Genomic DNA, 23,908 nt, shown 5'->3' with positions numbered 1-23,908 from the left:
TTAAGCTTCCAGTTCGTTTTCTTCTTTAAAATATTTCGCCAGCAATGCTTCTACTTTCTCTGCCGTAAGGGGTTTGGTCAGATACTCGGCTGCATACTTTTTAGAGCTCTCGGTATCCTGCGGATGTGTGGATGTAGTAAGTACAGCCATCACGATACCTTTCCTGAAATCGGGGTTCAGCCTGTCAAACATATCCAGCATCTCAAACCCGTCCATTACCGGCATATTTATATCCAGGAAAATAAGTTGCGGCACAAAGTAGTTTTTATTTGAAGCATCATAATTGTTATTGCTAACATTATAAAGGTAATCAAATGCCTGTTTGCCATTCACGAAGGTGCGGATATTATCGGCTACGTCCATCCTGTCGAGCAACCGCTGGTTCAGGAAGTTGGTAGTATCGTCGTCGTCTATTAATAAAACGCCAGTGAGTTTTTCCATTCTATACTTCTCAAAAATTAATCTGCTAATCGCAGAACAGTTTTACCTGATCGTAAAACACTTGCGATAAGTAATTTATACTTTATGAAAGCTTGCCAGCAGGTTTTAAAGTATAAATAATGTGTTAACCGAACTGTAGAGCAACGGCACGGACTGTAGATGTTTAAACAAAAGTATGAAAATTTATCCAAAATTGGTACTATTCTTACGTGTCTGGCCAGTTTGCCTCTGATCACCACATCACGTATCTAATCTAGTACTTTAATTTATACTTTTTGTTGAATCATATTTAACAAAAAACGCTCGGTATTGTTATACCAAGCGTTTTTTGTTAATAAAAGCAGTTTAGTCTAAATAACCCTGCGCTTTCATCCACTCATCGTTGTAAATCTTGGCTAGGTAGCGTGTGCCGTGGTCGGGTAGCAACACAACCAATACATCATCTTCGGTCAGGTTGTTTTCTCTGGCATACTCCAGGGCACCGTGTACGGCCGAGCCACACGACCAGCCTACAAACAGGCCTTCTTCTTTAGCCAGACGGCGCGTCATTAAAGCGGCATCCTTATCTGTTACTTTAATAAAGGTATCGATCAGGTCGAAGTCCACGTTTTTTGGAAGGATATCTTCGCCGATGCCTTCGGTGGCGTACGCGTAAATTTCGTTCTCATCAAAAATACCGGTTTCCTTATACTTTTTGAACACAGAGCCATACGTATCGATGCCGATGCTTTTTACGTCTGCATTCTGCTCTTTCAAAAATTTAGCTATACCGGAAATGGTGCCGCCTGTGCCTACGCCTGTTACAAAATGCGTTATTTTCCCATCTGTCTGGTTCCAGATCTCGGGGCCGGTGCCTTCGTAGTGCGCCGCTGTGTTAGACAGGTTATCGTACTGGTTCGGGTAAAACGAATTTGGGATTTCTGCGTTCAGGCGTTTCGCTACCGAGTAGTAAGAGTCCGGATGGTCAGGTGCTACATTGGTAGGGCAAACTCGAACCTCAGCGCCAACGGCACGCAGGATATCCATTTTCTCTTTGCTCTGCTTATCAGAAAGCGTAAAAATACACTTGTAGCCTTTTGCAATGGCAGCCAGCGCCAGACCCATGCCCGTGTTGCCGGATGTACCTTCTATAATAGTACCCCCCGGTTTTAACAGGCCGGCTTTCTCAGCATCTTCGATCATCTTAACCGCCATGCGGTCTTTCACGGAGTTGCCCGGGTTAAAATACTCTACTTTAGCCAGGATAGTGGCTTTTACACCAGCTGTTACGTTATTTAGTTTTACTAAAGGCGTGTTCCCGATAGCTTCGGAAATATGGTTCAGATACGTCATGTGCGGTTTTTTGAATGATGCTGCAATTTACACAAATAAATTTATACTTTAATTTCCGGGCTTTGGAGCTTTAAAGATGTATCTAACTGGGCGCGTTAGCGGTATAAGTGTTTTTGTGCGGCAAGGTATACTTCAAACATTAGCATTAACTATTTTTTGTATACGGCATAAAAAAGCCTAATTTTGCAGCAATTCAGTTCGACTGTCCATACTACAAACCAAATAAGCTACACATGAGTGTTTTAGTAAATAAAGATTCGAAAGTAATCGTACAGGGCTTCACTGGCTCAGAGGGTTCTTTCCACGCATCACAGATGATTGAGTACGGTACTAACGTAGTTGGTGGCGTAACGCCAGGCAAAGGTGGTAAAAACCACTTAGACCTTCCTGTTTTCAATACAGTAGCTGATGCTGTGAAAAAAACCGGTGCGGATGTTTCTATCATTTTTGTACCGCCTGCTTTTGCTGCCGATGCAATCATGGAAGCTGCTGATGCTGGTATCAAAGTAATTGTGTGCATTACAGAAGGTATTCCTGTAAAAGACATGGTGGCTGCCAAGAACTATATCAAAAACAAAGACCTTACTCTGATCGGACCAAACTGCCCGGGTGTTATCACGCCAGGCGAAGCGAAAGTTGGTATCATGCCAGGTTTCATCTTCAAGAAAGGCCGTATCGGTATCGTGTCTAAGTCTGGTACGTTAACTTATGAAGCTGCTGACCAGATTGTAAAAGCCGGTTTAGGTATTTCTACTGCTATCGGTATCGGTGGTGACCCGATCATCGGAACGCCAACTAAAGATGCCGTACAGATGCTGATGGAAGACCCTGAAACAGATGCGATCGTGATGATCGGTGAGATCGGTGGTAACTACGAAGCAATGGCTGCAAAATACATCAGCGAAAACGGCAACAAGAAGCCGGTAGTTGGTTTCATAGCAGGCCAAACAGCTCCGGCTGGTCGCAGAATGGGCCACGCAGGTGCTATTGTGGGTGGTGCTGATGATACAGCTGCTGCTAAAATGAAGATCATGCGCGAAAACGGTATCCATGTGGTAGATTCTCCTGCTGAGATTGGTGATGCCATGGTGAAAGTACTTCAGGAAGCCGGCATTACTGCTTAATCTGATATAACTTTATACGTATAAAAAAGGCTGCTCTTAACGGAGCAGCCTTTTTGTTTTTATAGCTTTTGAGTTTCCTGCCTCCGCTGGTGCGATCTTGCAGCTCGTACCTTTTTAGCTTAACTTCGCTCTTAATACTGCTTATTTAAAATACGGGGGCACGAGCTGCAAGCTCGCAACCAGCAGAGGTAATTTATACTTCGTAGATCGGTCCTTGTGCGGACAGGTCGCGACCTGTCCCTACGGAAACGAAAATTCTTTACTTCACATCTACCACACCTTCTTTACCTCTAGCTTTTATACTTGCCGGAATGGAAGCTATAATCTCTTTTCGGAGGGCTTCAATTAACTTCCGTTTCAGGAAACTGCGGTGCACCACCAGGCTGACTTCACGTAAGGGTTGCGGCTCAGCAAATGTATGCACCAGTTTGCGTTTATCGTCGGGCATATCCAGCACCGAAAGCTCAGGTAAAAGGGTAACACCGTGCTGGGTTTCTACAATGCGTTTCAGGGTTTCCAGAGAGCCGCTTTTATAATCCAGATGCCCGCTCTCAACGCCCGCTTTTTTACCGCCCCGGTTACAGATGTTCAGCACCTGGCTCCGGAAACAGTGGCCTTCGTTCAGCACCCACAGATCATCCAGGTCCAGGTCTGAGGGAAGTATGGCTTTGCTCTTTGCCAGCGGGTGGTTCGGGTTGATGTAGGCTACAAAGGCTTCGTAAAACAACGGCAGTTCTTTTATACTTTTATCTTCGAGGGGTGTAACCAGCAAGCCAACATCCAGCAATTCCTGCTTTAATTTTTCAACAATATCATCGGTCAAAAGCTCCTGCACCACCACACGTACATGCGGGTTCTTCTCTATAAAGCCAGTCACGAAAAGCGGGATCAGGTAAGGGGCCAGCGTCGGGATAACGCCAATGCGCAGTTCGCCGCCCAGTTCCTGCTGCTGGTTTAAGATGATCTCGTTCAGCTTTTTGGCTTCGGCTACCACCACACGCGCCTGCATAATTACTTCTTTGCCTATCTCGGTGGGGCGCACGGGCACACGGCTTCTGTCAAATAACTGCACGCCCATTTCTTCTTCCAGCTTCTGCAACTGCATACTTAAGGTTGGCTGGGTTACAAAGCAATGGGCAGCGGCTGTTGCGAAGTGGCGGTGCGTATCTACGGCGAGTAAATATTCTAACTGTACAAGGGTCATCTGCTAAACATTTTATACTTCCGAAAGCAAATTTATAGCGTAAATTTATTATATCATAAAGTTAATCAATTTGAATGATAAACTTATAGTTGCTATTTTTGTATAAGAAAGAAGTATAAATTAATGCCACTATGAACACACTAAACAAAATAGGACTCGAAAAAGAAGACAGCCAGCAGATAGCTGAAAAGTTGAACCAGTTGCTGGCCAACTATCACCTGTACTATCAGAACCTGCGCGGTTTCCACTGGAACATTAAAGGCGAATACTTTTTCCAGTTGCACGTCAAATTTGAAGAACTGTATACTGTTGCGCTAACGAAAATTGATGCTATTGCAGAGCGTATACTTACAATCGGGCAGCAACCGCTCCATTCTTTTTCGGCATACCTGAACGCAGCAAGTATACAAGAAGCCATAAACGTTAGCGGTGGCAAGGAAACTGTTGCTGCTACACAGGCCGGTTTAAATGTTATACTTAACCTGGAGCGCGAAATACTAAGCTTAGCCGCAGAAAAAGGCGATGAAGGAACGGTAGCCCTGATGAGCGAAGACATCAACGAAAACGAAAAAACGCTCTGGATGCTGAATGCATTTATGAGCTAAAATTTATGAAGTATAAAAACGAAAAAGCCTGCTCCATTTCGGAAGCAGGCTTTTTTATTGAGCGGCAAGTATAACTTACTTGGCGTAGCTGATGGCGCGCATTTCGCGGATAACTGTGATCTTAATCTGGCCCGGGTACTGCATTTCTTTTTCGATCTTCTGCGAGATATCAAACGAAATCTGCGCCGCTTTTTCGTCGGTTACGTTGTCGGCATCTACCATTACGCGCAACTCACGGCCAGCCTGTATGGCATAGCACTGGTTCACGCCTTCAAACGAAACAGCCGTTTCTTCCAGCTCTCTTAAACGCTTGATATACGATTCCATGATCTCGCGGCGTGCACCCGGTCTTGAGCCTGAAATCGCATCGCAGGCCTGTACCAACGGCGAAACCATCGCTGTCATTTCTACCTCGTCGTGGTGGGCGCCAATGGCGTTGCACACATCCGGATGCTCTTTATACTTTTTGGCAAGCTCCATACCGATGATCGCGTGTGGCAATTCCGGTTCGTCTGGCGTTACTTTTCCAATATCGTGTAGCAAGCCGGCACGTTTGGCGTGTTTCACGTTCAGGCCAAGTTCTGCAGCCATGGTGGCGCAAAGGTTGGCTACTTCGCGTGAGTGCTGCAGCAGGTTCTGGCCATAAGAAGAACGGAAACGCATGCGGCCTACCATCCGGATCAACTCCGGGTGCAAACCATGTATACCCAGATCAATGGCAGTACGCTCACCGATCTCTACAATCTCTTCTTCAATGTTTTTGCGGGTCTTAGTTACCACTTCCTCGATGCGGGCCGGGTGAATACGACCATCGGCTACCAAACGGTGCAACGATAAACGTGCAATTTCGCGGCGAACCGGATCAAAACCAGAAATAATGATCGCTTCCGGTGTATCATCCACAATTATCTCTACGCCAGTCGCGGCTTCTAAGGCACGGATGTTACGACCTTCGCGGCCAATGATCTTTCCTTTGATATCGTCGCTTTCGATGTTGAATACAGAAACGCAATTCTCGATGGCGTGCTCTGCGGCGGTGCGCTGAATGGTTTCGATTACAATCTTCTTTGCTTCTTTGGTAGCGGTGAGTTTAGCTTGTGCTACAATGTCTTTGATATGAGAAGAAGCCTGCGTCTGAGCTTCACTTTTCAGAGCTTCCACCAGTTGCTCGCGTGCTTCGGAGGCAGTTAAACCGGCAATTTTCTCCAGCTGGCCTAACACCTGGCTGCGCTGCTGCTCTACTTCTTCTTCTTTCTTTTTGAATTGCTCGCGCTGGGCGTTCAGGCTTTCTTTTTCTTTATCGAGCTGCGCGATCAGGGTTTCTTTTTCCTTTTCGAAGACAGTGGATAAATTCTCCTTCTCCTTTAAAAGATCAGCTTCGAAGCGCTTGGCTTGCTCCATTTGCTTGGTAACCTGCTGCTCGCGCTGCTTTACCTTGTTCTCGTTCTGGATGATGATGTTTTTCTTTCTGTTCGATTCTTCTTCAAACTCAGATTTCAGCTTCAGGTATTTCTCCTTTGCTTCCAGGATGCGGTCTTTCTTGATGCTTTCGGCATTCAGTTCGGCTTCGCGAACGATGGTGTGGGCTTTATGGCGGGCAGCTTCTTCCTGGCTTTTGTATACTTTCTGAAGCAGCATCCGCCCCAGTACAACGCCAACGAGCAGCGAGATAATAGCCGTTAGTATTAAATATAGAATATCGGGCATAAATATAAGTTTTTATGGTTTATAAAAACGTATAGCAGCACCTGCCCCAGAGCGGTAAGAAAGGTTTTACACCCTAAACAAAGTATAAGCTGAACAATTAACGGCGCGTTTACCGGTTCCTGCGCTTATTTGGTAGCACTTGATAAGAGGTCGTCGAGGTTATTAAGGTGTTGGTCCACGGCGGCCACATGAGATTCTTTTTCTTCCTCCTGTTTCAGCTTTTCAACCATGGTTTCAAAAGCCACCATAGCTAATAGGTCCTGTTTATCCTGTAAGTTGAACTGGTCTTTGAAAAAGCGAATACGCTCGTTCAGAATTTTACCGACAACCCGGATTCTTTCTTCCTCCTCTTCTTTAACACGCATCGGATACTCGCGTTCCGCGATCCGAATTTTAATAGACAATTCACCCATCCGTTGCGTTTTTTATTTGTTTTGCCTTAGTTCCTGCCCTAAAACTATGTTTTAGTCTTGTAGATAGGCAATACACTTATCAATTTCTCTAATATACTCGTTTAGTTTGAGCCTTAACTCAGCCGAATTGGCAGTATCTCCTGCTATCGTATTTACAATTTTAACACTATTCTCCTGATTTTGAAAATTTTTTATTTGCTCTTCCCGTTCCTGCGCCTGCACTTCGAGTAGTTTTATGTCTTCCTGGGCTTTTACCAGGCGTTGCTGCACCTCGGCGTGGCGGGCCAGCAACCGGCGTACTTTTTCTTCAATCTGCTGGAGCTGTTGTACTTGCTTATCTTTTGGCATAACTTATTTCCGGATAATAGCGCCTAATTGTTTTTCGAACTGCTGCATCAGGCGGCTCATGGTCGCATCAATAACTTTATCGGTCAGGGTTTGCTGTTTATCAAGTAAGGTTAAACTGATGGCGTATGCTTTCTTGCCCGCTTCAATTTTATCGCCTTCGTACACATCAAACACATTTATATTTTGCAGCAGCTTGCGCTCGGTGCGCTGGGCAATTTGCTTTACTTGGTCAAACGTAACGCCTTTGTCTAAAACCAACGACAGGTCGCGACGCACTTCCGGGAATTTAGGAAGTTCTTCGGCTACCAGGTTGTCTTTATACTTTTTGAGGAGGTAATCCCAGTTCAGTTCGGCGTACCATACCTGCTCTTTTACTTCCACAGCTTTGGCTATACTTGCATCCAGCAAACCGAGTTTAGCGATCACGATTCCGTTTTTCAGGTAGTTTATACCTTGCTTCACATACTTGTCGCCTTCGATTTGCTGTACTTCAAAATCCGACGCGTTTAGTTTGCGGAGCACGTTCTGCACCAGCCCGGCCAGGTCGTGGAAGGCGGTTTTTATACTTGCTTTGTTCCAACTTTCGGAAGTTGCGTTGCCGGCCGTGAAAAGTGCCAGCTTGCGTGTTTCCTTGTGCGAGCCGTCTTCCAGCTTTTCATACGTTTTGCCGAGTTCGTATACTTTCAGGTCGCGCTGGCGGCGGTTAATGTTGTGGCGCAGCACCTCCAAACCCGAGAAAACCATACTTTTACGCAGCACATCAAGGTCTTCGGAGTTATAGTTTATCACCTTCACCAAGCCGGCTTCCTCGCCAAACTGCGTGTAGTACTTAGAATTGGTAATGGAGTTAGTGATGATCTCGTGGAAACCGTTCGCTGAAATATAATCAAGTATACTTTGGGTGATGTGCTCCGGATCTGGTTTCGGAAAGCTGGCCAGGAAAGAAGCCGCATTATGCTCGCTAACTTCGATGTTGTTGAAACCATAGATGCGCAGAATTTCCTCCACTACATCGGCCTGGCGTGTAACATCCACTTTAAACGGCGGCACTGATAAAGTTAAATGCGTTTCGGTTTCTGATGTGATCTCGATTCCTAAATCTGAAAGTATACTTTTGATGCGTTCTGCGCCGATGTGCTGCCCGATGAGGCGATGCACGTAAGCTATACTTAAGTTTATTTCTGTGTTTTGGATGGGCTGCGGATAAACGTCCACGATATCAGAAGACACCTCGCCGCCGGCTATTTCCTGGATCAATAAAGCAGCGCGTTTCAGCGCCGTAATAACCATGTTCGGATCGGTGCCACGCTCGAAACGGAAAGATGCATCAGTTTTTAAGCTATGCGCCATACTTGTCTTGCGCACCGAATCCGGGGAGAAATAAGCGCTTTCGATAAACACAGATGTTGTTTCCGTAGATACACCCGATTCTTTTCCGCCAAAAACGCCGGCAATTGCCATTGGTTCTTCGGCATTGCAGATCATCAGGTCCGTAGCTTTCAGTTTGCGCTCTGTTCCGTCTAAAGTTACAAAGGCAGTACCTTCAGCTACATTTTTTACAATGATCTTGTTGCCGGTAATTGTAGCTGTATCAAAGGCGTGCAGCGGCTGACCCAGTTCGTGCAGCACGTAATTGGTCACATCCACTACGTTATTTATAGGAGCTACCTCGATGGTGCGCAAGCGCTTCTGCAGCCACTCCGGCGACGGCCCAACTTTTATACCTGAAACCGTTACGCCTGCATAACGCGGGCAGGCTTCTGCGTTCTCTACTACCACCTCAATCGGCCGCGAAGTATTATTTATTTTGAAAGCGTCTGTGGCTGGCAAGTTCGCTGGTGTATTTAAAAGTGCCTGCAGATCGCGGGCAACTCCGAAATGTGAGGCAGCATCGGCACGGTTTGGCGTGAGGCCAATTTCAAAAACGCTGTCCGAAGCCAGGCCAAAATACTCGGCGGCCGGCGTGCCGTTTGGCAGATTAGTATCTAACACAATTATACCTGCGTGCGATTGACCAATCCCAATCTCGTCTTCCGCACAGATCATCCCCTCCGATACAGCACCGCGTATCTTCGATTTTTTTATTTTGAAAGGTTCTCCTTCAGTTGGATATAAGGTGCTGTTAACGGTTGCGATTACCACTTTCTGGCCGGCTGCTACGTTGGGCGCACCACACACAATGTTGCTGGGCGTGCCGGTTCCAATATCTACAGTTGTTACGCGTAAACGGTCTGCATCCGGGTGTTGCTCGCAGGTAAGTACTTCTCCGATCACGATACCTTCCAGGCCGCCCTGTACGGCATCAAATGTATGTATACTTTCTACTTCGAGGCCTGCGCCTGTTAGTAAAGCGCCCGTTTCTTCAGCAGTTTTATCTATGTGTATGAGTTGTTTCAGCCAGTCGAATGAAATCAGCATGTTTTTCTGTGTTGAGGATAAAGTATAGCTCCGTAGCCGGATACTCAAAATTAAGAATTATTCTGTTATGCGCGGAAGATGAAAGCGGAAAGTATGAAAACCCCTCCCCAACCCTCCCCTAAAAACAAGGGAGGGAGTTCTGTCCTTGGCTTTTTATGCACTAAGTCTAAGTTCTTCGGTTACAGTGCAGACTAAAGGCTATACTAGAAACAGTAACACAAGTGTGAGAACAGGGCTCCTTCCCTTGTCTTTAGGGGAGGGTTGGGGCGGGGTTTACTTCGCCGTTTCGTAGTTCTTTTCACCGGCAGGCACAGCCACGGTCAGGCGGCTTTCTTTGGGCGGAACGGGGCACACAAAATCCGGGTTATAAGCACAGAACGGGTTATAAGCGCGGTTAAAATCCAGGAACAGCGTTTTTGCATTTTCTTTGATGGGCACATCCAGGTAACGGCCGCCGCCATACGTTTCGAAACCGTTGGTTTTATCCGTGAAAGGCACAAAGTACTTCTCCACCTCCTCGCTTTTAACTTTCTTATAAACTGTCAGCTTTTGAGGCTGGCCATCCAGTTCGAAGGCCGCTGTACCGATGGTTAAATAGGCTTCGGTGGTGCCGTTTGTCATGGGCATGTGCAGCGTATCCTGCTTCTCGAAGTATGAAATTGCAGCTTTTACCTGATATTCGGGTTTTGGCTCGTAATAATTCAGGTTTCTGAACGCGCGGCGGCCTTCTTCTGTAAATGGCGAATTGGACTGGCTCCGGAACGAAAGGTCTTTGTTTTCGCGCTCTGCCAGAAGTGGTTTGGTATAATTTTCTTCGTTAAAGAACGAGTCCTGGATAAAGTAAAAAAGCACCAGCGTTATGCCGGCCAGTATCACAAGTTTAAGCGGTCGTTGCATGAGGTAAGCGGCTATAGTTTACGCGAAGTTCGGAATTTTTAGGGAGGAATGTTTCATGCGCCACTTTGAATTGGAGTAAACAGGATTTTATACTTATCTTGATTATACTTTACGGCACTCGCGCTTCTTTCTATTCTAAGCGGAAAAGCACGTTTAAAGTATAAAACCTCCAGACCATATTTCACTGGTAACAATCTTACCCTTAGCCAAAGGCGAAATCATACTGAGCGAAGACAGGATCACGATAAAAGACAGTGCTAAACGGGAACACTGGATGCAGGTTGCTTCTTCGGCACTCTGGATATTTTTTGGGGTTATGCAAGTATGGCGCTACACAAAAACCGGCGACCAGTTTTTGTTATGGACTGGCCTCCTGATCGGTGCAGGGCACTTGGTTCGTTTTATAATCACGATGTTCCGAACCCCGAAGGCAGAAGTATACTTCAGCGAAATAGAGAAAGCTGCCTTCAAGAGCCGCAACGGCAACAAGTTTCTGGACCTGAAATTACGCAGCGGTTTAAAAAGGCGCATCCGTAGCATAGAACCCGTTTCGGAAGAGCTAAAAGGTTTTCTAGCGGAAAAACAGCTTCCCATTCGGTAGTACGTGCAATATTTATACTTTACAAAAAAGCCCGGCACGAAGATCGTACCGGGCTTTTTGCATTAAACTCAACCTTACATTATCTGATATCCAGGAAAATCGCTTCTGCACCTTCCGTAGTCGCAACCATAGATTTAGGGGCTACATCGCCACGGTCTTTCAGGCCAAAAACCAGGATCTTCTTATTTGCTTTTTCAGCGATGTAAATTTCGTTCTTGCCTTTTCTGTCATCAAAAGCCACATCTACCGGGTTGCCCAGCATCGTGTTCATACCCTTTATGGTGCGGGTAGGCGTTAGTGTTACCCCTTTTCCTTTTACCGTATTCTTAGCGTTCTCAAAAATATAGATACCACCATCGGTTGTAGCGCCATCGCCCATGGCTGCGGCAATCTCAGTTACAACCAGTACATCCGCTTTGCTCGAGTATGTGATGCCATGCAAACGTGTGGAACCTGCAATTTTAAACGAGCATTCTGCCTGTATCATGCCACTTTTCAGGTTGGATGGGTTATTGTAGATTTCAACTGTTCTGGCATCCAGATCAAGCAATACAAAAAGGCGATTAGTGTCTTTGTCGTAATGGATACCCCAGGGCTGGCCTTTCAGTTTTAGGGTTTTGGTAGTGGATACAGTACCGTTCAGGCTAAGCGGGTTGCTGTAAACCAGCAGGGTACTATCCACATTATTGGCCACATACAGCATCTGGCGCTGCTCATCATAAGCTATTTCGCGGCCGCTGGTCATGGCTGGATCTGTGAACATACTGGATGCTGTTGGCGCAGGACTCAGACTGGAAGCGTTCTTAAATAATTTGATCACTTTATCGGTTCTGCCAACCTGCATCAGGGTATTGTTAGATGATACGGCTACACCATTTCCATCTTTCGCGTCTGTCTGGATCACTTTTGCCATATCCAGCTTTGAGCTGGCAGTTACATTATACAGTGTTAAGGTGTTGATATCAGATGCGTTGGATACATATAACCTGGCATTGCTGTTAGCACTTCCGTTACCCGGCGAGTTCCCTAAATAATCATCCAGCTTATCGCAGCTGGTTAATGCAAATACCGAAACGGCAGCCAGCGTAGTAGTACGCAGCAGTCCTGAAATAACACGGGGAGTAGAAAATGGTGTTCTCATAGTATAGAAATTAAAAGGTTAGAGATAGGCTTAGGGGTGAGAAACTCCTGAAGCCCGTTTGCAGGAAACTTACGACGCAGCCTTAGGCTCCGGATTTTGGCAGGGGAAAAAAAATTTAAAAAAGTTAGTCTGAAGTATAAATCTGAGATCAGCGCAATTAAAGCTGCTCGCAGCACAAGCGGTAACTATCAGAAAAAAGAAAATAGCGTCGTAGCGGTATGCTGCTCAGCTCACAACTTATCTCATTCAAACTCAGTTTGTAAAGTATAGGTACAACTTTATGCAGCACACGAAGCAATACTACGAAGCACTGATTGCCCGGATCGATACTTTATATGGAGGAGCGCTTGCACTGGAGAAAAAGTTTGAACAATCCGTTGAGCAAGCCCACCCTACATTTAAGAAAAGCGCTGCCAATCTATTACATTACCTGGGTTTACGCCAACACGATATCAGGGACTTGCAGGATAAGCTGGCCGAACTGGGATTATCTTCTTTAGGCCGATCTGAAGGGCATGTACTGGCCAGTTTGCAGGCCGTACGCCATCAGCTTTGTTTCCTGTCCGATTGCTTGCCTGCAGATAAAAAACTGGCCGTCTCTTTTTTTGAGAACAGAACATTACTTGCCCAACATACCAGCACCCTGCTGGGCCCTGCGCCGCCACAACGCGATACCCGCATCATGGTAACATTTTCCACTGATCTGGCTTCGGATTATGAACTGATCGTGCAGATGTTGCAGACAGGCATGAACTGTGCCCGCATTAACTGCGCCCACGATGCCCCAGAAGTATGGGATGCAATGGTGCACAACATCAAGCGCGCTGAAAAAGAAACCGGCATAAGCTGCAAGATACTGTTCGACCTGATGGGACCTAAGTTACGTACCGGTCCGCTTAAACCAGGGCCACGCGTGCTGGCCATCCGCCCTCCCCAAAACGAACTGGGCCTTGTAGCTGCTCCGGCCAAAGTATGGCTGTCGGCAATGCATGTGCAGGCTCCAAAACAGACCGATGCCGCCCTGCCTGTAGCAGCAACCTGGGTGGCGCAACTGCAGGAAGGCGATGTTATCCGGTTTAGGGATACACGCGGCAGGCAACGTTCCCTTTCTGTAGTAGAAAAACTCGAAAATGGGGTGGTAGCGCATTTGCTTAAAACATCCTACATCGCATCCGGAACGGTACTTACTGTAAAAATACCCGGCCTAGCAGAACCTACTACCGAAGTTGGCGAACTACCCGAAATTGAAGTGCCCATTCTCCTGAAAAAAGACCACATGCTGGTACTTACCCGGAAGCCCCTGCCCGGAGAACCGGCACAATTCGATGCTAACGGCCATGTTATAAAGCAGGCGCATATTTCATGCACGTTACCTGAAGTGTTCATGCATGCCCACGAAAACGACCCTATTCTTTTTGATGATGGTGCCATCGAAGGGAAAATAGAAGCGGTTACGAAAAACGAGCTTCTTGTAAAAATTACGTTTGCCAAAGATGCCGGTAGCAAACTGCGCGCAGATAAAGGCATAAACCTGCCCGAAAGCAATTTACACCTGAGCGGCCTCACTGAAAAAGACAAAAACGACCTGCAGTTTGTAGTAAAACATGCCGATATCGTGAATCTCTCTTTTGTAAACGATGCCAGCATGGTAGAGGCACTCCATACCGAATTACAACGTTTGAACGCGCAACATATAGCCGTGATGCTGAAGGTAGAAACGAAGCAAGGTTTCCGTAATCTGCCTTTCCTGCTACTGGCTGCCATGAAACATTACCCGGCCGGCATTATGATCGCGCGCGGCGACCTTGCCGTAGAATGCGGTTGGCAACGCCTCGCTGAAGTACAGGAAGAAATTTTATGGCTTTGTGAAGCGGCTCACATGCCGGTTGTCTGGGCTACGCAGGTACTGGAATCGCTTGCTAAAAAAGGCCGCCCTTCCAGGGCCGAAATTACAGATGCAGCCATGTCGCAACGCGCCGATTGCGTGATGCTGAACAAAGGCCCGCACATAATTCCGGCTATCCAGCTGCTCAGCAATATCCTGAACCGTATGCAGGGCCATCAGCATAAAAAAACATCGATGCTCCGTATACTTCATTTGTCTGGTATGGGCACTTTAAAGGGTTAACGCAGCCGGCCAAAGTATAAATTCGTACTTTGCAGTTAAACATCATACTTTAAAAATGGACGGCAAGAAACGCAGTAACATTAAACCAGGCCTGCATGTGATGATCGTGCAGAAAGAAGACCAGCGCACCGGCGACCTGACCGAAGGCTATGTGCAGGATATCCTAACTAACTCTTCCACGCACCCGCACGGCATCAAAGTAAGGTTAGAGACCGGCGAAGTAGGACGAGTGCAGGAGATCTTAGAGAGTTAGAGAAGTATGAGTTGGGGAAGTTAGAATTAAGATTTGTTACTTCTTGCTGACTTTCGGATAGTTGTTAATATAGCTGTGAGTTCGTCTGCTTCTTTTTTCAAGTTTGCTAATTTAGTAGCGGCTACAATTCCTGACTCTTCCAGCATTTCGAGCTAGAACAGAGATTCATCCGCTTCTTCAAGTGCTACTCCTACTTTCGCAACAAATTCAGCTTTCGACCTTGCACGGCATGCCGCCCTATAGTTTGCGGCCACTGATGTTGCCGAACGCAATAATTGCTTACCTAAAATTTGTGCTTCGGCAGTTTTAGGTAATGCCTGAAAAAGTTTTACAACCCGCAACGAAAAAGATTTTGTCCGTAGCTTAAACTGCTCTCCAAAGCTAAAATTTCCCTCTTTTATACTTTCCATACTTCTCTAACTCTTACTTCCCTAACTCATACTTCACAACGTTCCCTCGTCTGCGAAGCTGTAGTAATCGTTGTCGGTAAAGATGAGGTGGTCAAGTATGGGCAGGTCGAGGAAGTTGCCGGCTTCCTTCATTTTTTTGGTGAGGGCTATGTCTGCCGCACTGGGTTTGATGTTACCGCTGGGGTGGTTGTGCACCAATATAATCGAACTGGCCAGTTGCTCCAGTGCTTTCTTGAAAATGATTTTCGGATCGGCAACGGTACCGGCCACACCGCCTGCACTTATACTTTCCTTTTTCATGATCACGTTGGCGCGGTTCAAAAGTATAATCCAGAATTCTTCGTGCTGCAGATCGAGTAGCTGCGGTTTGATGTAATTGTAAATATCCGTGGAACAGGTGATCTGCGTTCTGGCAGCGGCTGCGGTCTCTTTGCGGCGACGGCCCAACTCTAAGGCACTCACAATCGTAATGGCTTTTGCTTCCCCTATGCCCTTGTGCTTCATCAGGTCTTTTACCGATAACCTGGCAAGTTCATTCAGGTCGTTATTAACGGCGGCAAGTATAAGTTTGGCCACATCTACAGCAGTTAGCTTAGGCGTACCAGACCCGATCAGAATCGCGATCAGTTCGGCATCACTTAAGGCAGCTTTTCCTTTTAATAAAAGCTTTTCGCGCGGGCGGTCTTCTTCGGCCCATGTTTTAATATTGAGTGAGGGCTGGTGGTAAATAACTGGTTCCGAAACGTTTACACCGTACTTCATAGCGGTATGGAATTTGTACATAAAAGATGCAAGTGAAATCAGAATGACGCTGAAATAGTTCAGCAGTACCACCTTTTTCCGTTTCTTAATTTTAACAAAACACACGTTAACCGGTTATCCATTGCACAGGCAGGCACCGGCTGGCTCTTCTATATGAAAAAATTTATTTCCTTTGGCGTTACAACGCTCTTACTTTTTCTGATCGATCTCTATGTTTTTCAGGCAGTTAAAACAGTAACGCAAAACCTCAGCACAGGCTGGCAACGTGCTCTGTATATAGGTTACTGGTCTATCACAGCCATTACCATTATCACTTTTACCTTGTTTACGTTAACGCGTGGCACGCCTCCCACAGCTTTCAGGACCTACTTTGCCAGTATGATGTTCATTATTTTTGCCTGCAAGCTGGTGGTGTTCTTATTTGTATTTCTGGATGATGTGATCCGGTTTGGCAAGATCGTACTCAACAATGCAGGTACCGAGCATAAGTTTGATCCGTCGCGCAGCAAGTTTCTGAGCCAGGTTGGTTTGCTGGTAGCGGCCGTGCCTTTTTCGGCGTTTGTGTATGGGATGGTGAAAGGTGCTTTTGATTACCAGGTAAAGCGCGTGACGCTACGGTTGCCTAATTTGCCGCAGGCCTTCGACGGGTACAAAATGCTCCAGATAACCGATCTGCATGCCGGTAGTTTTACTTCCAAAGAGCCGCTGCAGGAAGCCGTTAAACTCATCAACAAACAGGAAGCAGACCTGGTATTTTTTACCGGCGACCTGGTGAATAATGTGGCCACCGAACTCGACGACCATTTAGATACGTTAGCAGGCATCAGGGCTAAAAGCGGTGTTTTTTCGGTGTTGGGCAACCACGATTATGGCGACTATGTGAACTGGGATAGCCTGGAAGCCAAGCGCCGTAACCTTACTTCGCTGATCGAATCGCATGGCAAAATGGGCTGGCAGATATTGATGAACGAAAACCGCTTGATTGAGAAAGACGGTGAACGGATTGCCGTACTAGGTGTGGAGAACTGGGGCAACCGTGTTGGTTTTCCGAAGTATGGCCAGCTCGATAAGGCTTATAAAGGCACCGAAAATACACCCTTTAAAGTGCTTCTTTCCCACGACCCGTCGCATTGGGACGGCGAAATTAACCAGCTTTACCCGGATATCGACCTGACTTTATCGGGCCACACGCATGGCATGCAATTTGGCATTAACATACCCGGCTGGAAATGGAGCCCGGTGCAGTATGTGTACAAGCAATGGGCCGGGCTTTACCAGAAAGGGCAGCAATATTTATATGTAAACACAGGCCTGGGCTTTTTGGGTTATCCGGGCCGCGTCGGTTTTTTACCGGAGATCACCGTTTTCGAACTCAAAAGAGCTTAAGTTATACTTCAGAAAAACGCTGTGCTATAAAGTGCAGCGTTTTTTGTTTTAACGTTTTTTATACTTGCTGATGCGCAGGTTTATACTTTGATTGTTGTTAAATGCGGAAGTAAACCAACCTCGCGTATCATCTGCCGTAAATTTATACCTGTAACCAAACCCATACTTTCCCGGGAAAATGCCGGAAAGGTAAAACCAAACCAGAAAACCATGAAAAAAATACTTTATAGTGTAGTAGCCCTTGCCACGCTCGGATTTGCTACCTCATGCTCAGAAGATAAAGGCACTTCCACTGAAATTAGCAACGCGAACCGCAACGAAACAGTAGACCGCTCGGATATCCGTAATTACGACAGGCCGGGAGTAGCCGGTAAAAGTATAGCCGGCACCACAGAAGGCGCTGGCGGAGACGAGAAAACCGCAGAAGAACTGACCCGCGAATATTACATTGAGCCAAACCGACCGGTGTTTACGGGTAACACAACTGCTCCTTACAGCAAAACCAATAACACAGTCGTAAATACGGCACAACCCAACACTACTGAAACCAACAAGGCCACTTCAACCAAGAATAACCAGGCAGCTGGTGCTGACGAGCAACAGCAGGGTGCCCAACGAAGAGCCACAGAGAACACAAAAGAAAATAACAAACAGAACGACGCCTCGAGAAACCAGTAAAATACCGGTATAAAAATTGCTCATGCAGAGGCCTGTAATACTTGTTGTTACAGGCTTTTGTATAATCAACGTGCTTTAAATCAGAATTTGTAATTTTGCAGAAGTCTGTCTTAAATATTTTAAACTTACTATACTTTTATATACTTTCCGGCGTACTAGTATTACACCAAAAACTGTTGCCACCTCGGAGCTTTTCATACATCCATGCCCACTTATCCGTTGCGTTTTTTATACTTTATACTTTTGGTGCTTGGTCCGCTTGCCGGTTTAGCGCAGGGTACTACTATACGCCTCAACGGAACCATACTGCAGGCAGATAAAAAAACACCGGTAGAGGGCGCAACCATAATCAAGACAAACTCGCAACGCGGCGTACTTTCCGATAAAACCGGCCAGTTTAAAATTGATGTCGGCCAGCAGGACACTTTACTGATAAGAGCCATCGGGTATAAACCGGTTTTGTATCTGCCAAAAAGACTGCCTGTATCGGAGCTGCGCGTCAATATTATATTACAGGAAGATAGCGTGATGCTGGGCGAAGTGGAAATTACCAGCCGCCCATCGCCAGAAATGATTGAGCGCACCTTGCGCAACATGAAACAGAACCGCACCAGCCAGGTAAAACGCCCCGGCCACTTGCCCGGCCTCGATCCGCCTCCGCCACCCGACGAACCAGCACCTTCTATCGGCAGCCCGATCGGGTTGCTCTACGATATGGTTTCGAAGGAAGGGAAAGAACGCCGCAAACTCGAAGAACTGATAAAATTACAGCAACTGCAGCAACAGGAAAAAGAACGAAAAAACTACAACCGCTTTTTTAAAGACAATACAGGTTACGAGTAAACTAACCTTATTCCAAAACAGCCCGGCTTACTTCAGATGAGCCGGGCTGTTTTATGTTAGGCCGTAACAATGTTGCACATACGTTTTATACTTTCAGCACGTTAACCTAAACAAGCTGCCATCATCTCCTCAAAATAAAACTTAATGCGCCCTGCCCTTCTGCCCTGTATTGTTTTTTTCTTTTTTCTCTGGATAGCCTTACCGGTTGCCGCCCAGCAAGCCACTACGATTCGTGGTACTATTTTACTGCCAGACAAGAAAACTCCTGTAGCAGGGGCCGCCATCACAAACTTAAAAATAAACCAAACCATACTTTCCGACCAGGCAGGTGTATTCGAGATAAGAGCCACTTTACAGGATTCTTTGCTGATCCGGGCGGTCGGGTATAAAGCGTTGTTTTATGTTGTTACCAATAACGCTGCACCTATACTTTTACTGGAGCCTGGCAGCGTAAAATTAACCGAGGTAGAAGTGCGCAGTAAACCCGAACCTGTAAAAGCGGTATCCACTCAAATCAAACGCCCCGGCTACGACCCCGCTTCAGAGCCACCTCCACCACCACCCGCACCTTTGCCAAGCGTTATCTGGAACCCGGTTTCTGCCTTCTCAAAGGAAACTCAACAGAAAAAGAAATTGATGAAGCTGAAAAAAGAACAAGCGAAAGACCAGGCAGAACAAGAGAAAGAAAACTATAACCGCTTTTTTAAAGACAATACCGGTTATCAGTAAATAGACCAAACATTTCGATCATCCGTAGGTTAAGAAACACTACCTAACGCTTAACCATGAAGATCGGATACCCTTGCATAAACGAAACCCTGGATTGCACCTCGTCGCGCACTTTCCGGCTTGCCTCCTACTCTGAAGAACGTTTAATTGATCTTGTAGAACAGAACCTGGCTTGTCTGCGTCGCATTCTGGAGTATAATGTGCAGCACGGTTTACAGTTTTTCAGGTTATCGTCGGGGTTGGTGCCGTTTGCCTCGCACCCTGTAAATACCTACAACTGGCAGGAGCATTTTAAGATGACCTTCCGGAGGCTCGGGGATTATATCAAAGCCAACAATATGCGCATTTCCATGCACCCCGATCAGTTTGTAGTGCTTAATTCGCCAACCGAGCAAACCGTTAAAAACAGCATTGCAGAATTGGTGTACCAGGGAAGCATACTTGACCTAATGGGCCTTGATACCACAGCCAAGTTGCAGATACACGGGGGCGGCGCTTATGGCGATAAAGGGTCGGCGTTGCGGCGTTTTGCGGATGTGTACCACGAGCAGTTACCTGATGCTGTAAAAGCCCGCCTTTGCGTCGAGAACGACGACCGCACTTATTCTTTACAGGATTGTTTATACTTGCACGAGCTCACGGGCATACCGATCATCTTCGATAATTTCCATCATGAATGTATCAATAACGGTGAGCCGATGCGCGAAGCAGTAGAAATGGCGGCACAAACCTGGCAACCCGAGCGCGATGGTATTCTGATGATGGACTATAGCTCGCAGGCCCAGGGCGAACGCAAAGGCAAACATACCCAAAGTATAGAAGAACAGCTTTTCCATGATTTCCTGACGGAAACCGAAGGCCTGGACATGGACCTGATGCTCGAAATTAAAGACAAAGAAGAAAGCGCCCTGAAAGCACTTGCGATGGCAAAAGCGTTGGGCCGTTTAAAATAAGCCGGCCAGTTGTATGTAAATCCAGCTGCCAAGTTGCCACAAAATCCAGGCTAAAAGTATAAACAGCGCCAAAATACCCAGCAATGCACCTATAAAAATCCCTTTGCCCGAGCCCTGGTAAGCGCCCTGCTCGTAATGCTTGCGAAGCATGTTTACGTTGCGCTCATTGGCCTTAAAGGCAAAATCGAAGAGATTGCCAAGTATGGGGATACTTCCGATAATGGCATCAAGGGCTACGTTTACCAGCATCAAAGCAACCAGTTTGCCACTGGCACCGTGGCGGGCCATGGTCATGATCAGGATAGCCGACATACCAAACGAGGCCATATCTCCTACAACCGGCAGAAAACCAAGTATAGGATCAAGGCCAAAACGAAATTTTGTGCCCGGAAACCGGAATTGGTTGTCCATGAGGGTAGCCATGTGGTTTACCCATTTCAACTTTTCGGATTGTGGAGTGCGTGTATAATGTGTGCCGCTAGCTGTCATAAGCGCTTATACGCACGCGAACCTGTTTAAGGTATACTTGCTTATCTGAGTGCTTTTGCCCACATACTTTGCTGCCTGATATAGTAGGGTTTCTTAGGCTTTTTGTGCTGCGCATACGGGTTTTTCTTATAACCGCCGTAGCCCATGTTGATTTTGCCATTATTACCAACCATGCTGCCCATAGTGGAGCAAGCAGAAAGGCCAATGCCAGCCACTACCAATATAGCTACTATAAGCTGTCGAAGTGATTTCATACATTATAAATATTAGCATATTAATTATTTAAATATACTAATACTTATAAGTTTAACAAATTTTTAAACCTGAATAATTCAAATTTTAATTCGATGGTTTATATACAACAATTTATAGCAGTAAGTTTTACGCGGTATTACAAGAATACAAAGTAATATCTAAAAGATATAAGGCGAGTAATAGGAAGGAGGATAAAAGAAAAAAGACCTCAGCCGTTCACTGCCAAGGCCTTCTCACATGCCCTAACGGGCAATACTAAAGGGTCGGCTGCATTTACGTAGCATGTTTTAAAAGGTTACTTACTTTCTAAAAAAATTATTTATTTTTTTATTTTTTAGCATTTACTCTCAGAATTTAAGAGTTTGGCCTAGCTTTTTATTATCCGGTTGAGCTGCAAATACCCGATTTATACTTTAACAAGGACCTGCCTTTTGCAGGCAACACTAACTTTCGGATTACGTTGTATAGTACGATTTAGTATATATCAGTTTGGCTATAAAGGATGACTAAATCTTTAGCCCTTGTTATTCAACAATCCTGAAATCCATGAACAGAATATTTTACCTGTTGCTAACCGCATTGCTGCCAGCACTTTTGCTTACTGCCTGCAAAGAAAGAACTTACCCCGAAAAAACTGTTGAGGTCCATATCATACTTGGCCAATCCAATGCGCTTGGTAAAGCTGATACGTACGCGTTGCCAGCCGAATTGAATGAACCCCTGAAAGGCGCACACATTTATAACAAAGCCACCGGGAAGTTTGAAAACATACAGGCTGGTGTAAATACCCAATCCGGGCGCGACGAGTTTGGCCCGCTTATCCGGATGGCTTACCTGATGCAGCGCCATAGAAACAGAGATATATACTTTATAGTAGCTGGCGCAGAAAACTCCCAGCTATATAATTCGGGCTCGAAAGAAGTAGCTGACTGGAACCCAAAATCAGGAGAGCTGATCACTGAAGCAAAACGAACGATAGAAAATGCCCGCACCGCTATCATGTCGCAGGGCATGAAACCAAAATTCCTGACAGTAACGTGGTGGCAGGGAGAAAATGACGCTTTAACAGAAGAGCGGGCATTTGCATACCTCGAAAACGAACGCGCTTTTTTCGCTTCGTTGGATGAAGTACCTTACCTAAGCAAGACACGGCGCGTAGTGTATAAGATATTTTCGGAGGTGGGGCCGTATGCACAATTCGTAAATCAGGCTAAAGAAGAACGCGCCAGCTCAGACCCGCGAACGGTTGCCCTCATCGATACGAGAAACTACACGCGTATTCCCCAGGATCCTATCAACGCTGATACCGAAGGACAATTACAAGCCGGCTTTGATCTGTACATGGCCATCCGGGATATCAGATAAGTTAACCAACATCATAACAAAAAGGCCTGCTGTTAGCTAACAGCAGGCCTTTTTGTTTCTGAAAAGCATGACATATACTTCAAAAGGTTGCCCATAAAAAAAGGCCTTCGCAGAACGAAGGCCTTTACTTTGCCCAATTGTTAATAACTATTTAAAAAATTTATCCCAGATTCATTTAATCAGAAAGCAGGCTTTTGTAGCTTACTACTGCCTAAATGTTGTAAATCATCTTGGAGCGTTCAATTTCCGTTTCCGGATTTATATTTTTTGAGCAGGTTTGGTAACCGACTATCGTATAAAGTTTTTACTAAACCTTTAACCAATCTCCTGCTTTTGCTTCATGTTCAGCAATTACACATCAACTTCTAAACCGTCTGTTTTTTCTGTTGCTGTATAAACTAATATGTCAAAATTGTGCCAGAAAACTTATACTTGCTAATATGCTATATACCAACTTATTATATAATAAACCTAAAATAACAACCTGTAGACAAAACTGTGTACCATGCACCATAAATACACACTTTGTAGATAATATCCCCAAAAGCCGATGTGATAGCCTTACATAAATCAGGCTGGAATCTCCTTTTAAAAGGCATTGCAAGCATATTTATGCTCAATGGTTCATATGTTAACTATTGTATAGCTACCGGCAAGAAAGCGGCATCAAACACTTTTTATTTAAAAGTTAACAGGAGTCCTTTTTAGAAATAAAACAGTTACCGTTGGGCATAACATTCTGTTAAAAAAAGCAGTTAAAGCTGCCATAACAAGTATGTTTTAAACCCGGCAAAATAAGTTATCCCATGCAGCAGCCCAAGTATAACCTGATCCTGATTGGCGGCTCTGCTGGAAGCATAGAGGTCATTTTCAAGATTATTCCTGCCTTACGCGATGGCTTTACAATCCCGGTTGTACTTGTTATACACAGGCCGGCCAGTTCGAAAGAAGGCTTTATTACGGATGTGCTTAGCACTAAAACACCTTTGTATTTAAAAGAAGCCACCGAAAAAGAAATTATCCAGCCGGGCACTGTTTACCTCGCTCCTGCAGATTATCATCTCCTCCTTGAAAAGGATCATACATTTAGCCTGGAAGCTTCCGAGAAAGTGCAGTACAGCAGGCCAAGTATCGATGTAACGTTCGAGGCCGCAGCCGAGCAGTACGGCGAGACTTTAGTTGGCATCATACTCACCGGAGCAAACAGCGATGGCAGTAAAGGTATCGAGGCCATAGCCCGGCACGGTGGCCATACTATTGCACAAGATCCTGCAACCGCCGAGATCAGCACCATGCCACAAGCTGCTATCAGTACGGGCAAAGTGCAACAGGTCCTTACTACCGAAGAAATCATTATTTTTCTTAACAGCCTGTAATCAGCAACTTTATAAAACAAAAAAGCCTTGCCGGCTATTCGCTTACAAGG

General features: G+C 45.8%; 24 protein-coding genes and 1 pseudogene. 12 read left to right on the top strand and 13 right to left on the bottom strand.

Annotated elements, in window-relative coordinates; translation table 11 throughout:
- Together DP923_RS10225 and DP923_RS10220 are read right to left on the bottom strand one after the other, a co-directional pair.
- Positions 1-441 (bottom strand): response regulator, encoded by a 441-nt coding sequence (locus DP923_RS10225; protein WP_112305766.1) that lies wholly within the window; start codon positions 439-441, stop codon positions 1-3.
- A gap of 348 nt (positions 442-789) precedes the next feature.
- Positions 790-1,773 (bottom strand): annotated as a pseudogene (locus tag DP923_RS10220) (PLP-dependent cysteine synthase family protein); the annotation flags it as partial.
- Positions 1,774-2,006: 233 nt separating this feature from the next.
- On the opposite strand from DP923_RS10220, the gene sucD reads away from it, so the two are divergent.
- Positions 2,007-2,897 (top strand): succinate--CoA ligase subunit alpha, encoded by an 891-nt coding sequence (sucD, locus tag DP923_RS10215; protein WP_112305764.1) that lies wholly within the window; start codon positions 2,007-2,009, stop codon positions 2,895-2,897.
- A 259-nt stretch (positions 2,898-3,156) separates the two neighbouring features.
- Here the strand turns inward: sucD and DP923_RS10210 are convergent, their stop codons facing one another.
- Complete coding sequence (locus DP923_RS10210; protein WP_112305763.1) at positions 3,157-4,101, bottom strand: hydrogen peroxide-inducible genes activator; 945 nt, start codon at positions 4,099-4,101, stop codon at positions 3,157-3,159.
- A gap of 131 nt (positions 4,102-4,232) precedes the next feature.
- Between DP923_RS10210 and DP923_RS10205 the strand changes: the two genes are divergently transcribed.
- Positions 4,233-4,706 (top strand): Dps family protein, encoded by a 474-nt coding sequence (locus DP923_RS10205; RefSeq protein ID WP_112305762.1) that lies wholly within the window; start codon positions 4,233-4,235, stop codon positions 4,704-4,706.
- A 75-nt stretch (positions 4,707-4,781) separates the two neighbouring features.
- Here DP923_RS10205 and rny read toward each other — a convergent pair whose 3' ends face one another.
- From rny to DP923_RS10180, 5 genes are all read right to left on the bottom strand, one after another.
- Positions 4,782-6,413, bottom strand: a complete 1,632-nt coding sequence (gene rny, locus DP923_RS10200) for a ribonuclease Y (RefSeq protein WP_112305761.1) — start codon at positions 6,411-6,413, stop codon at positions 4,782-4,784.
- Positions 6,414-6,538: 125 nt separating this feature from the next.
- Positions 6,539-6,826, bottom strand: a complete 288-nt coding sequence (locus tag DP923_RS10195; RefSeq protein ID WP_112305760.1) for a cell division protein ZapA — start codon at positions 6,824-6,826, stop codon at positions 6,539-6,541.
- 51 nt (positions 6,827-6,877) lie between these two features.
- Positions 6,878-7,174: a hypothetical protein gene (locus DP923_RS10190; protein ID WP_112305759.1), complete on the bottom strand. Its 297-nt coding sequence runs from the start codon at positions 7,172-7,174 to the stop codon at positions 6,878-6,880.
- Between the two features lie 3 nt (positions 7,175-7,177).
- Complete coding sequence (gene pheT, locus DP923_RS10185; protein ID WP_112305758.1) at positions 7,178-9,592, bottom strand: phenylalanine--tRNA ligase subunit beta; 2,415 nt, start codon at positions 9,590-9,592, stop codon at positions 7,178-7,180.
- Positions 9,593-9,865: 273 nt separating this feature from the next.
- Complete coding sequence (locus DP923_RS10180; RefSeq protein ID WP_112305757.1) at positions 9,866-10,489, bottom strand: DUF1684 domain-containing protein; 624 nt, start codon at positions 10,487-10,489, stop codon at positions 9,866-9,868.
- 274 nt (positions 10,490-10,763) lie between these two features.
- Here DP923_RS10180 and DP923_RS10175 point away from each other — a divergent pair, with 274 nt between their 5' ends.
- Positions 10,764-11,090: a hypothetical protein gene (locus DP923_RS10175; protein WP_112305756.1), complete on the top strand. Its 327-nt coding sequence runs from the start codon at positions 10,764-10,766 to the stop codon at positions 11,088-11,090.
- Between the two features lie 79 nt (positions 11,091-11,169).
- On the opposite strand, the gene DP923_RS10170 is transcribed toward DP923_RS10175, so the two are convergent.
- Positions 11,170-12,231, bottom strand: coding sequence for a hypothetical protein (locus tag DP923_RS10170; RefSeq protein WP_112305755.1), 1,062 nt, complete (start codon positions 12,229-12,231; stop codon positions 11,170-11,172).
- 280 nt (positions 12,232-12,511) lie between these two features.
- Here DP923_RS10170 and DP923_RS10165 point away from each other — a divergent pair, with 280 nt between their 5' ends.
- Positions 12,512-14,359: a pyruvate kinase gene (locus DP923_RS10165; protein ID WP_112305754.1), complete on the top strand. Its 1,848-nt coding sequence runs from the start codon at positions 12,512-12,514 to the stop codon at positions 14,357-14,359.
- Between the two features lie 55 nt (positions 14,360-14,414).
- The gene (locus tag DP923_RS10160; protein ID WP_112305753.1) at positions 14,415-14,612 is read left to right on the top strand and encodes a YwbE family protein; all 198 of its coding nucleotides are present in this window, start codon (positions 14,415-14,417) and stop codon (positions 14,610-14,612) included.
- Between the two features lie 152 nt (positions 14,613-14,764).
- On the opposite strand, the gene DP923_RS10155 is transcribed toward DP923_RS10160, so the two are convergent.
- The gene (locus DP923_RS10155; RefSeq protein WP_239021003.1) at positions 14,765-15,022 is read right to left on the bottom strand and encodes a four helix bundle protein; all 258 of its coding nucleotides are present in this window, start codon (positions 15,020-15,022) and stop codon (positions 14,765-14,767) included.
- A gap of 33 nt (positions 15,023-15,055) precedes the next feature.
- The gene (gene radC, locus DP923_RS10150) at positions 15,056-15,784 is read right to left on the bottom strand and encodes a RadC family protein (RefSeq protein WP_239021002.1); all 729 of its coding nucleotides are present in this window, start codon (positions 15,782-15,784) and stop codon (positions 15,056-15,058) included.
- A gap of 153 nt (positions 15,785-15,937) precedes the next feature.
- Here radC and DP923_RS10145 point away from each other — a divergent pair, with 153 nt between their 5' ends.
- From DP923_RS10145 to uvsE, 5 genes are all read left to right on the top strand, one after another.
- Complete coding sequence (locus tag DP923_RS10145) at positions 15,938-17,170, top strand: metallophosphoesterase (protein ID WP_112305752.1); 1,233 nt, start codon at positions 15,938-15,940, stop codon at positions 17,168-17,170.
- A 210-nt stretch (positions 17,171-17,380) separates the two neighbouring features.
- On the top strand, positions 17,381-17,848 hold the full coding sequence (locus tag DP923_RS10140) for a hypothetical protein (protein ID WP_165838174.1): 468 nt from the start codon (positions 17,381-17,383) through the stop codon (positions 17,846-17,848).
- Between the two features lie 204 nt (positions 17,849-18,052).
- Positions 18,053-18,691, top strand: coding sequence for a carboxypeptidase-like regulatory domain-containing protein (locus DP923_RS10135; protein WP_112305750.1), 639 nt, complete (start codon positions 18,053-18,055; stop codon positions 18,689-18,691).
- A 144-nt stretch (positions 18,692-18,835) separates the two neighbouring features.
- Positions 18,836-19,420: a peptidase associated/transthyretin-like domain-containing protein gene (locus tag DP923_RS10130; RefSeq protein ID WP_112305749.1), complete on the top strand. Its 585-nt coding sequence runs from the start codon at positions 18,836-18,838 to the stop codon at positions 19,418-19,420.
- A gap of 56 nt (positions 19,421-19,476) precedes the next feature.
- The gene (uvsE, locus tag DP923_RS10125; protein ID WP_112305748.1) at positions 19,477-20,373 is read left to right on the top strand and encodes a UV DNA damage repair endonuclease UvsE; all 897 of its coding nucleotides are present in this window, start codon (positions 19,477-19,479) and stop codon (positions 20,371-20,373) included.
- Here the strand turns inward: uvsE and DP923_RS10120 are convergent.
- Together DP923_RS10120 and DP923_RS10115 are read right to left on the bottom strand one after the other, a co-directional pair.
- Positions 20,365-20,862: a DUF4112 domain-containing protein gene (locus tag DP923_RS10120; RefSeq protein ID WP_112305747.1), complete on the bottom strand. Its 498-nt coding sequence runs from the start codon at positions 20,860-20,862 to the stop codon at positions 20,365-20,367. The two genes, uvsE and DP923_RS10120, sit on opposite strands and share 9 nt — an antisense overlap.
- A gap of 41 nt (positions 20,863-20,903) precedes the next feature.
- On the bottom strand, positions 20,904-21,116 hold the full coding sequence (locus tag DP923_RS10115) for a hypothetical protein (protein WP_112305746.1): 213 nt from the start codon (positions 21,114-21,116) through the stop codon (positions 20,904-20,906).
- A 547-nt stretch (positions 21,117-21,663) separates the two neighbouring features.
- Here DP923_RS10115 and DP923_RS10110 point away from each other — a divergent pair.
- Together DP923_RS10110 and DP923_RS10105 are read left to right on the top strand one after the other, a co-directional pair.
- Positions 21,664-22,482, top strand: a complete 819-nt coding sequence (locus DP923_RS10110) for a sialate O-acetylesterase (RefSeq protein WP_112305745.1) — start codon at positions 21,664-21,666, stop codon at positions 22,480-22,482.
- 806 nt (positions 22,483-23,288) lie between these two features.
- Positions 23,289-23,858: a chemotaxis protein CheB gene (locus DP923_RS10105; protein WP_239021001.1), complete on the top strand. Its 570-nt coding sequence runs from the start codon at positions 23,289-23,291 to the stop codon at positions 23,856-23,858.
- The last annotated feature ends 50 nt before the right edge of the window (positions 23,859-23,908 follow it).

The sequence above is a fragment of the Pontibacter arcticus genome (assembly GCF_003284895.1).
In the GTDB taxonomy this organism is placed as follows: domain Bacteria; phylum Bacteroidota; class Bacteroidia; order Cytophagales; family Hymenobacteraceae; genus Pontibacter; species Pontibacter arcticus.
The sequence above is the reverse complement of the archived record's forward strand: the minus strand, read 5'-3'. Positions and strand labels throughout refer to the sequence as shown.

Excerpts from the sequence above, each read along its gene's own strand:
- DP923_RS10225 (WP_112305766.1), bottom strand. The coding sequence starts at position 441 with ATGGAAAAACTCACTGGCGTTTTATTAATAGACGACGACGATACTACC.
- sucD (WP_112305764.1), top strand. The coding sequence starts at position 2,007 with ATGAGTGTTTTAGTAAATAAAGATTCGAAAGTAATCGTACAGGGCTTC.
- DP923_RS10210 (WP_112305763.1), bottom strand. The coding sequence starts at position 4,101 with ATGACCCTTGTACAGTTAGAATATTTACTCGCCGTAGATACGCACCGC.
- DP923_RS10205 (WP_112305762.1), top strand. The coding sequence starts at position 4,233 with ATGAACACACTAAACAAAATAGGACTCGAAAAAGAAGACAGCCAGCAG.
- rny (WP_112305761.1), bottom strand. The coding sequence starts at position 6,413 with ATGCCCGATATTCTATATTTAATACTAACGGCTATTATCTCGCTGCTC.
- DP923_RS10195 (WP_112305760.1), bottom strand. The coding sequence starts at position 6,826 with ATGGGTGAATTGTCTATTAAAATTCGGATCGCGGAACGCGAGTATCCG.
- DP923_RS10190 (WP_112305759.1), bottom strand. The coding sequence starts at position 7,174 with ATGCCAAAAGATAAGCAAGTACAACAGCTCCAGCAGATTGAAGAAAAA.
- pheT (WP_112305758.1), bottom strand. The coding sequence starts at position 9,592 with ATGCTGATTTCATTCGACTGGCTGAAACAACTCATACACATAGATAAA.
- DP923_RS10180 (WP_112305757.1), bottom strand. The coding sequence starts at position 10,489 with ATGCAACGACCGCTTAAACTTGTGATACTGGCCGGCATAACGCTGGTG.
- DP923_RS10175 (WP_112305756.1), top strand. The coding sequence starts at position 10,764 with ATGCAGGTTGCTTCTTCGGCACTCTGGATATTTTTTGGGGTTATGCAA.
- DP923_RS10170 (WP_112305755.1), bottom strand. The coding sequence starts at position 12,231 with ATGAGAACACCATTTTCTACTCCCCGTGTTATTTCAGGACTGCTGCGT.
- DP923_RS10165 (WP_112305754.1), top strand. The coding sequence starts at position 12,512 with ATGCAGCACACGAAGCAATACTACGAAGCACTGATTGCCCGGATCGAT.
- DP923_RS10160 (WP_112305753.1), top strand. The coding sequence starts at position 14,415 with ATGGACGGCAAGAAACGCAGTAACATTAAACCAGGCCTGCATGTGATG.
- DP923_RS10155 (WP_239021003.1), bottom strand. The coding sequence starts at position 15,022 with ATGGAAAGTATAAAAGAGGGAAATTTTAGCTTTGGAGAGCAGTTTAAG.
- radC (WP_239021002.1), bottom strand. The coding sequence starts at position 15,784 with ATGAAGTACGGTGTAAACGTTTCGGAACCAGTTATTTACCACCAGCCC.
- DP923_RS10145 (WP_112305752.1), top strand. The coding sequence starts at position 15,938 with ATGAAAAAATTTATTTCCTTTGGCGTTACAACGCTCTTACTTTTTCTG.
- DP923_RS10140 (WP_165838174.1), top strand. The coding sequence starts at position 17,381 with ATGAAAAAAATACTTTATAGTGTAGTAGCCCTTGCCACGCTCGGATTT.
- DP923_RS10135 (WP_112305750.1), top strand. The coding sequence starts at position 18,053 with ATGCCCACTTATCCGTTGCGTTTTTTATACTTTATACTTTTGGTGCTT.
- DP923_RS10130 (WP_112305749.1), top strand. The coding sequence starts at position 18,836 with ATGCGCCCTGCCCTTCTGCCCTGTATTGTTTTTTTCTTTTTTCTCTGG.
- uvsE (WP_112305748.1), top strand. The coding sequence starts at position 19,477 with ATGAAGATCGGATACCCTTGCATAAACGAAACCCTGGATTGCACCTCG.
- DP923_RS10120 (WP_112305747.1), bottom strand. The coding sequence starts at position 20,862 with ATGACAGCTAGCGGCACACATTATACACGCACTCCACAATCCGAAAAG.
- DP923_RS10115 (WP_112305746.1), bottom strand. The coding sequence starts at position 21,116 with ATGAAATCACTTCGACAGCTTATAGTAGCTATATTGGTAGTGGCTGGC.
- DP923_RS10110 (WP_112305745.1), top strand. The coding sequence starts at position 21,664 with ATGAACAGAATATTTTACCTGTTGCTAACCGCATTGCTGCCAGCACTT.
- DP923_RS10105 (WP_239021001.1), top strand. The coding sequence starts at position 23,289 with ATGCAGCAGCCCAAGTATAACCTGATCCTGATTGGCGGCTCTGCTGGA.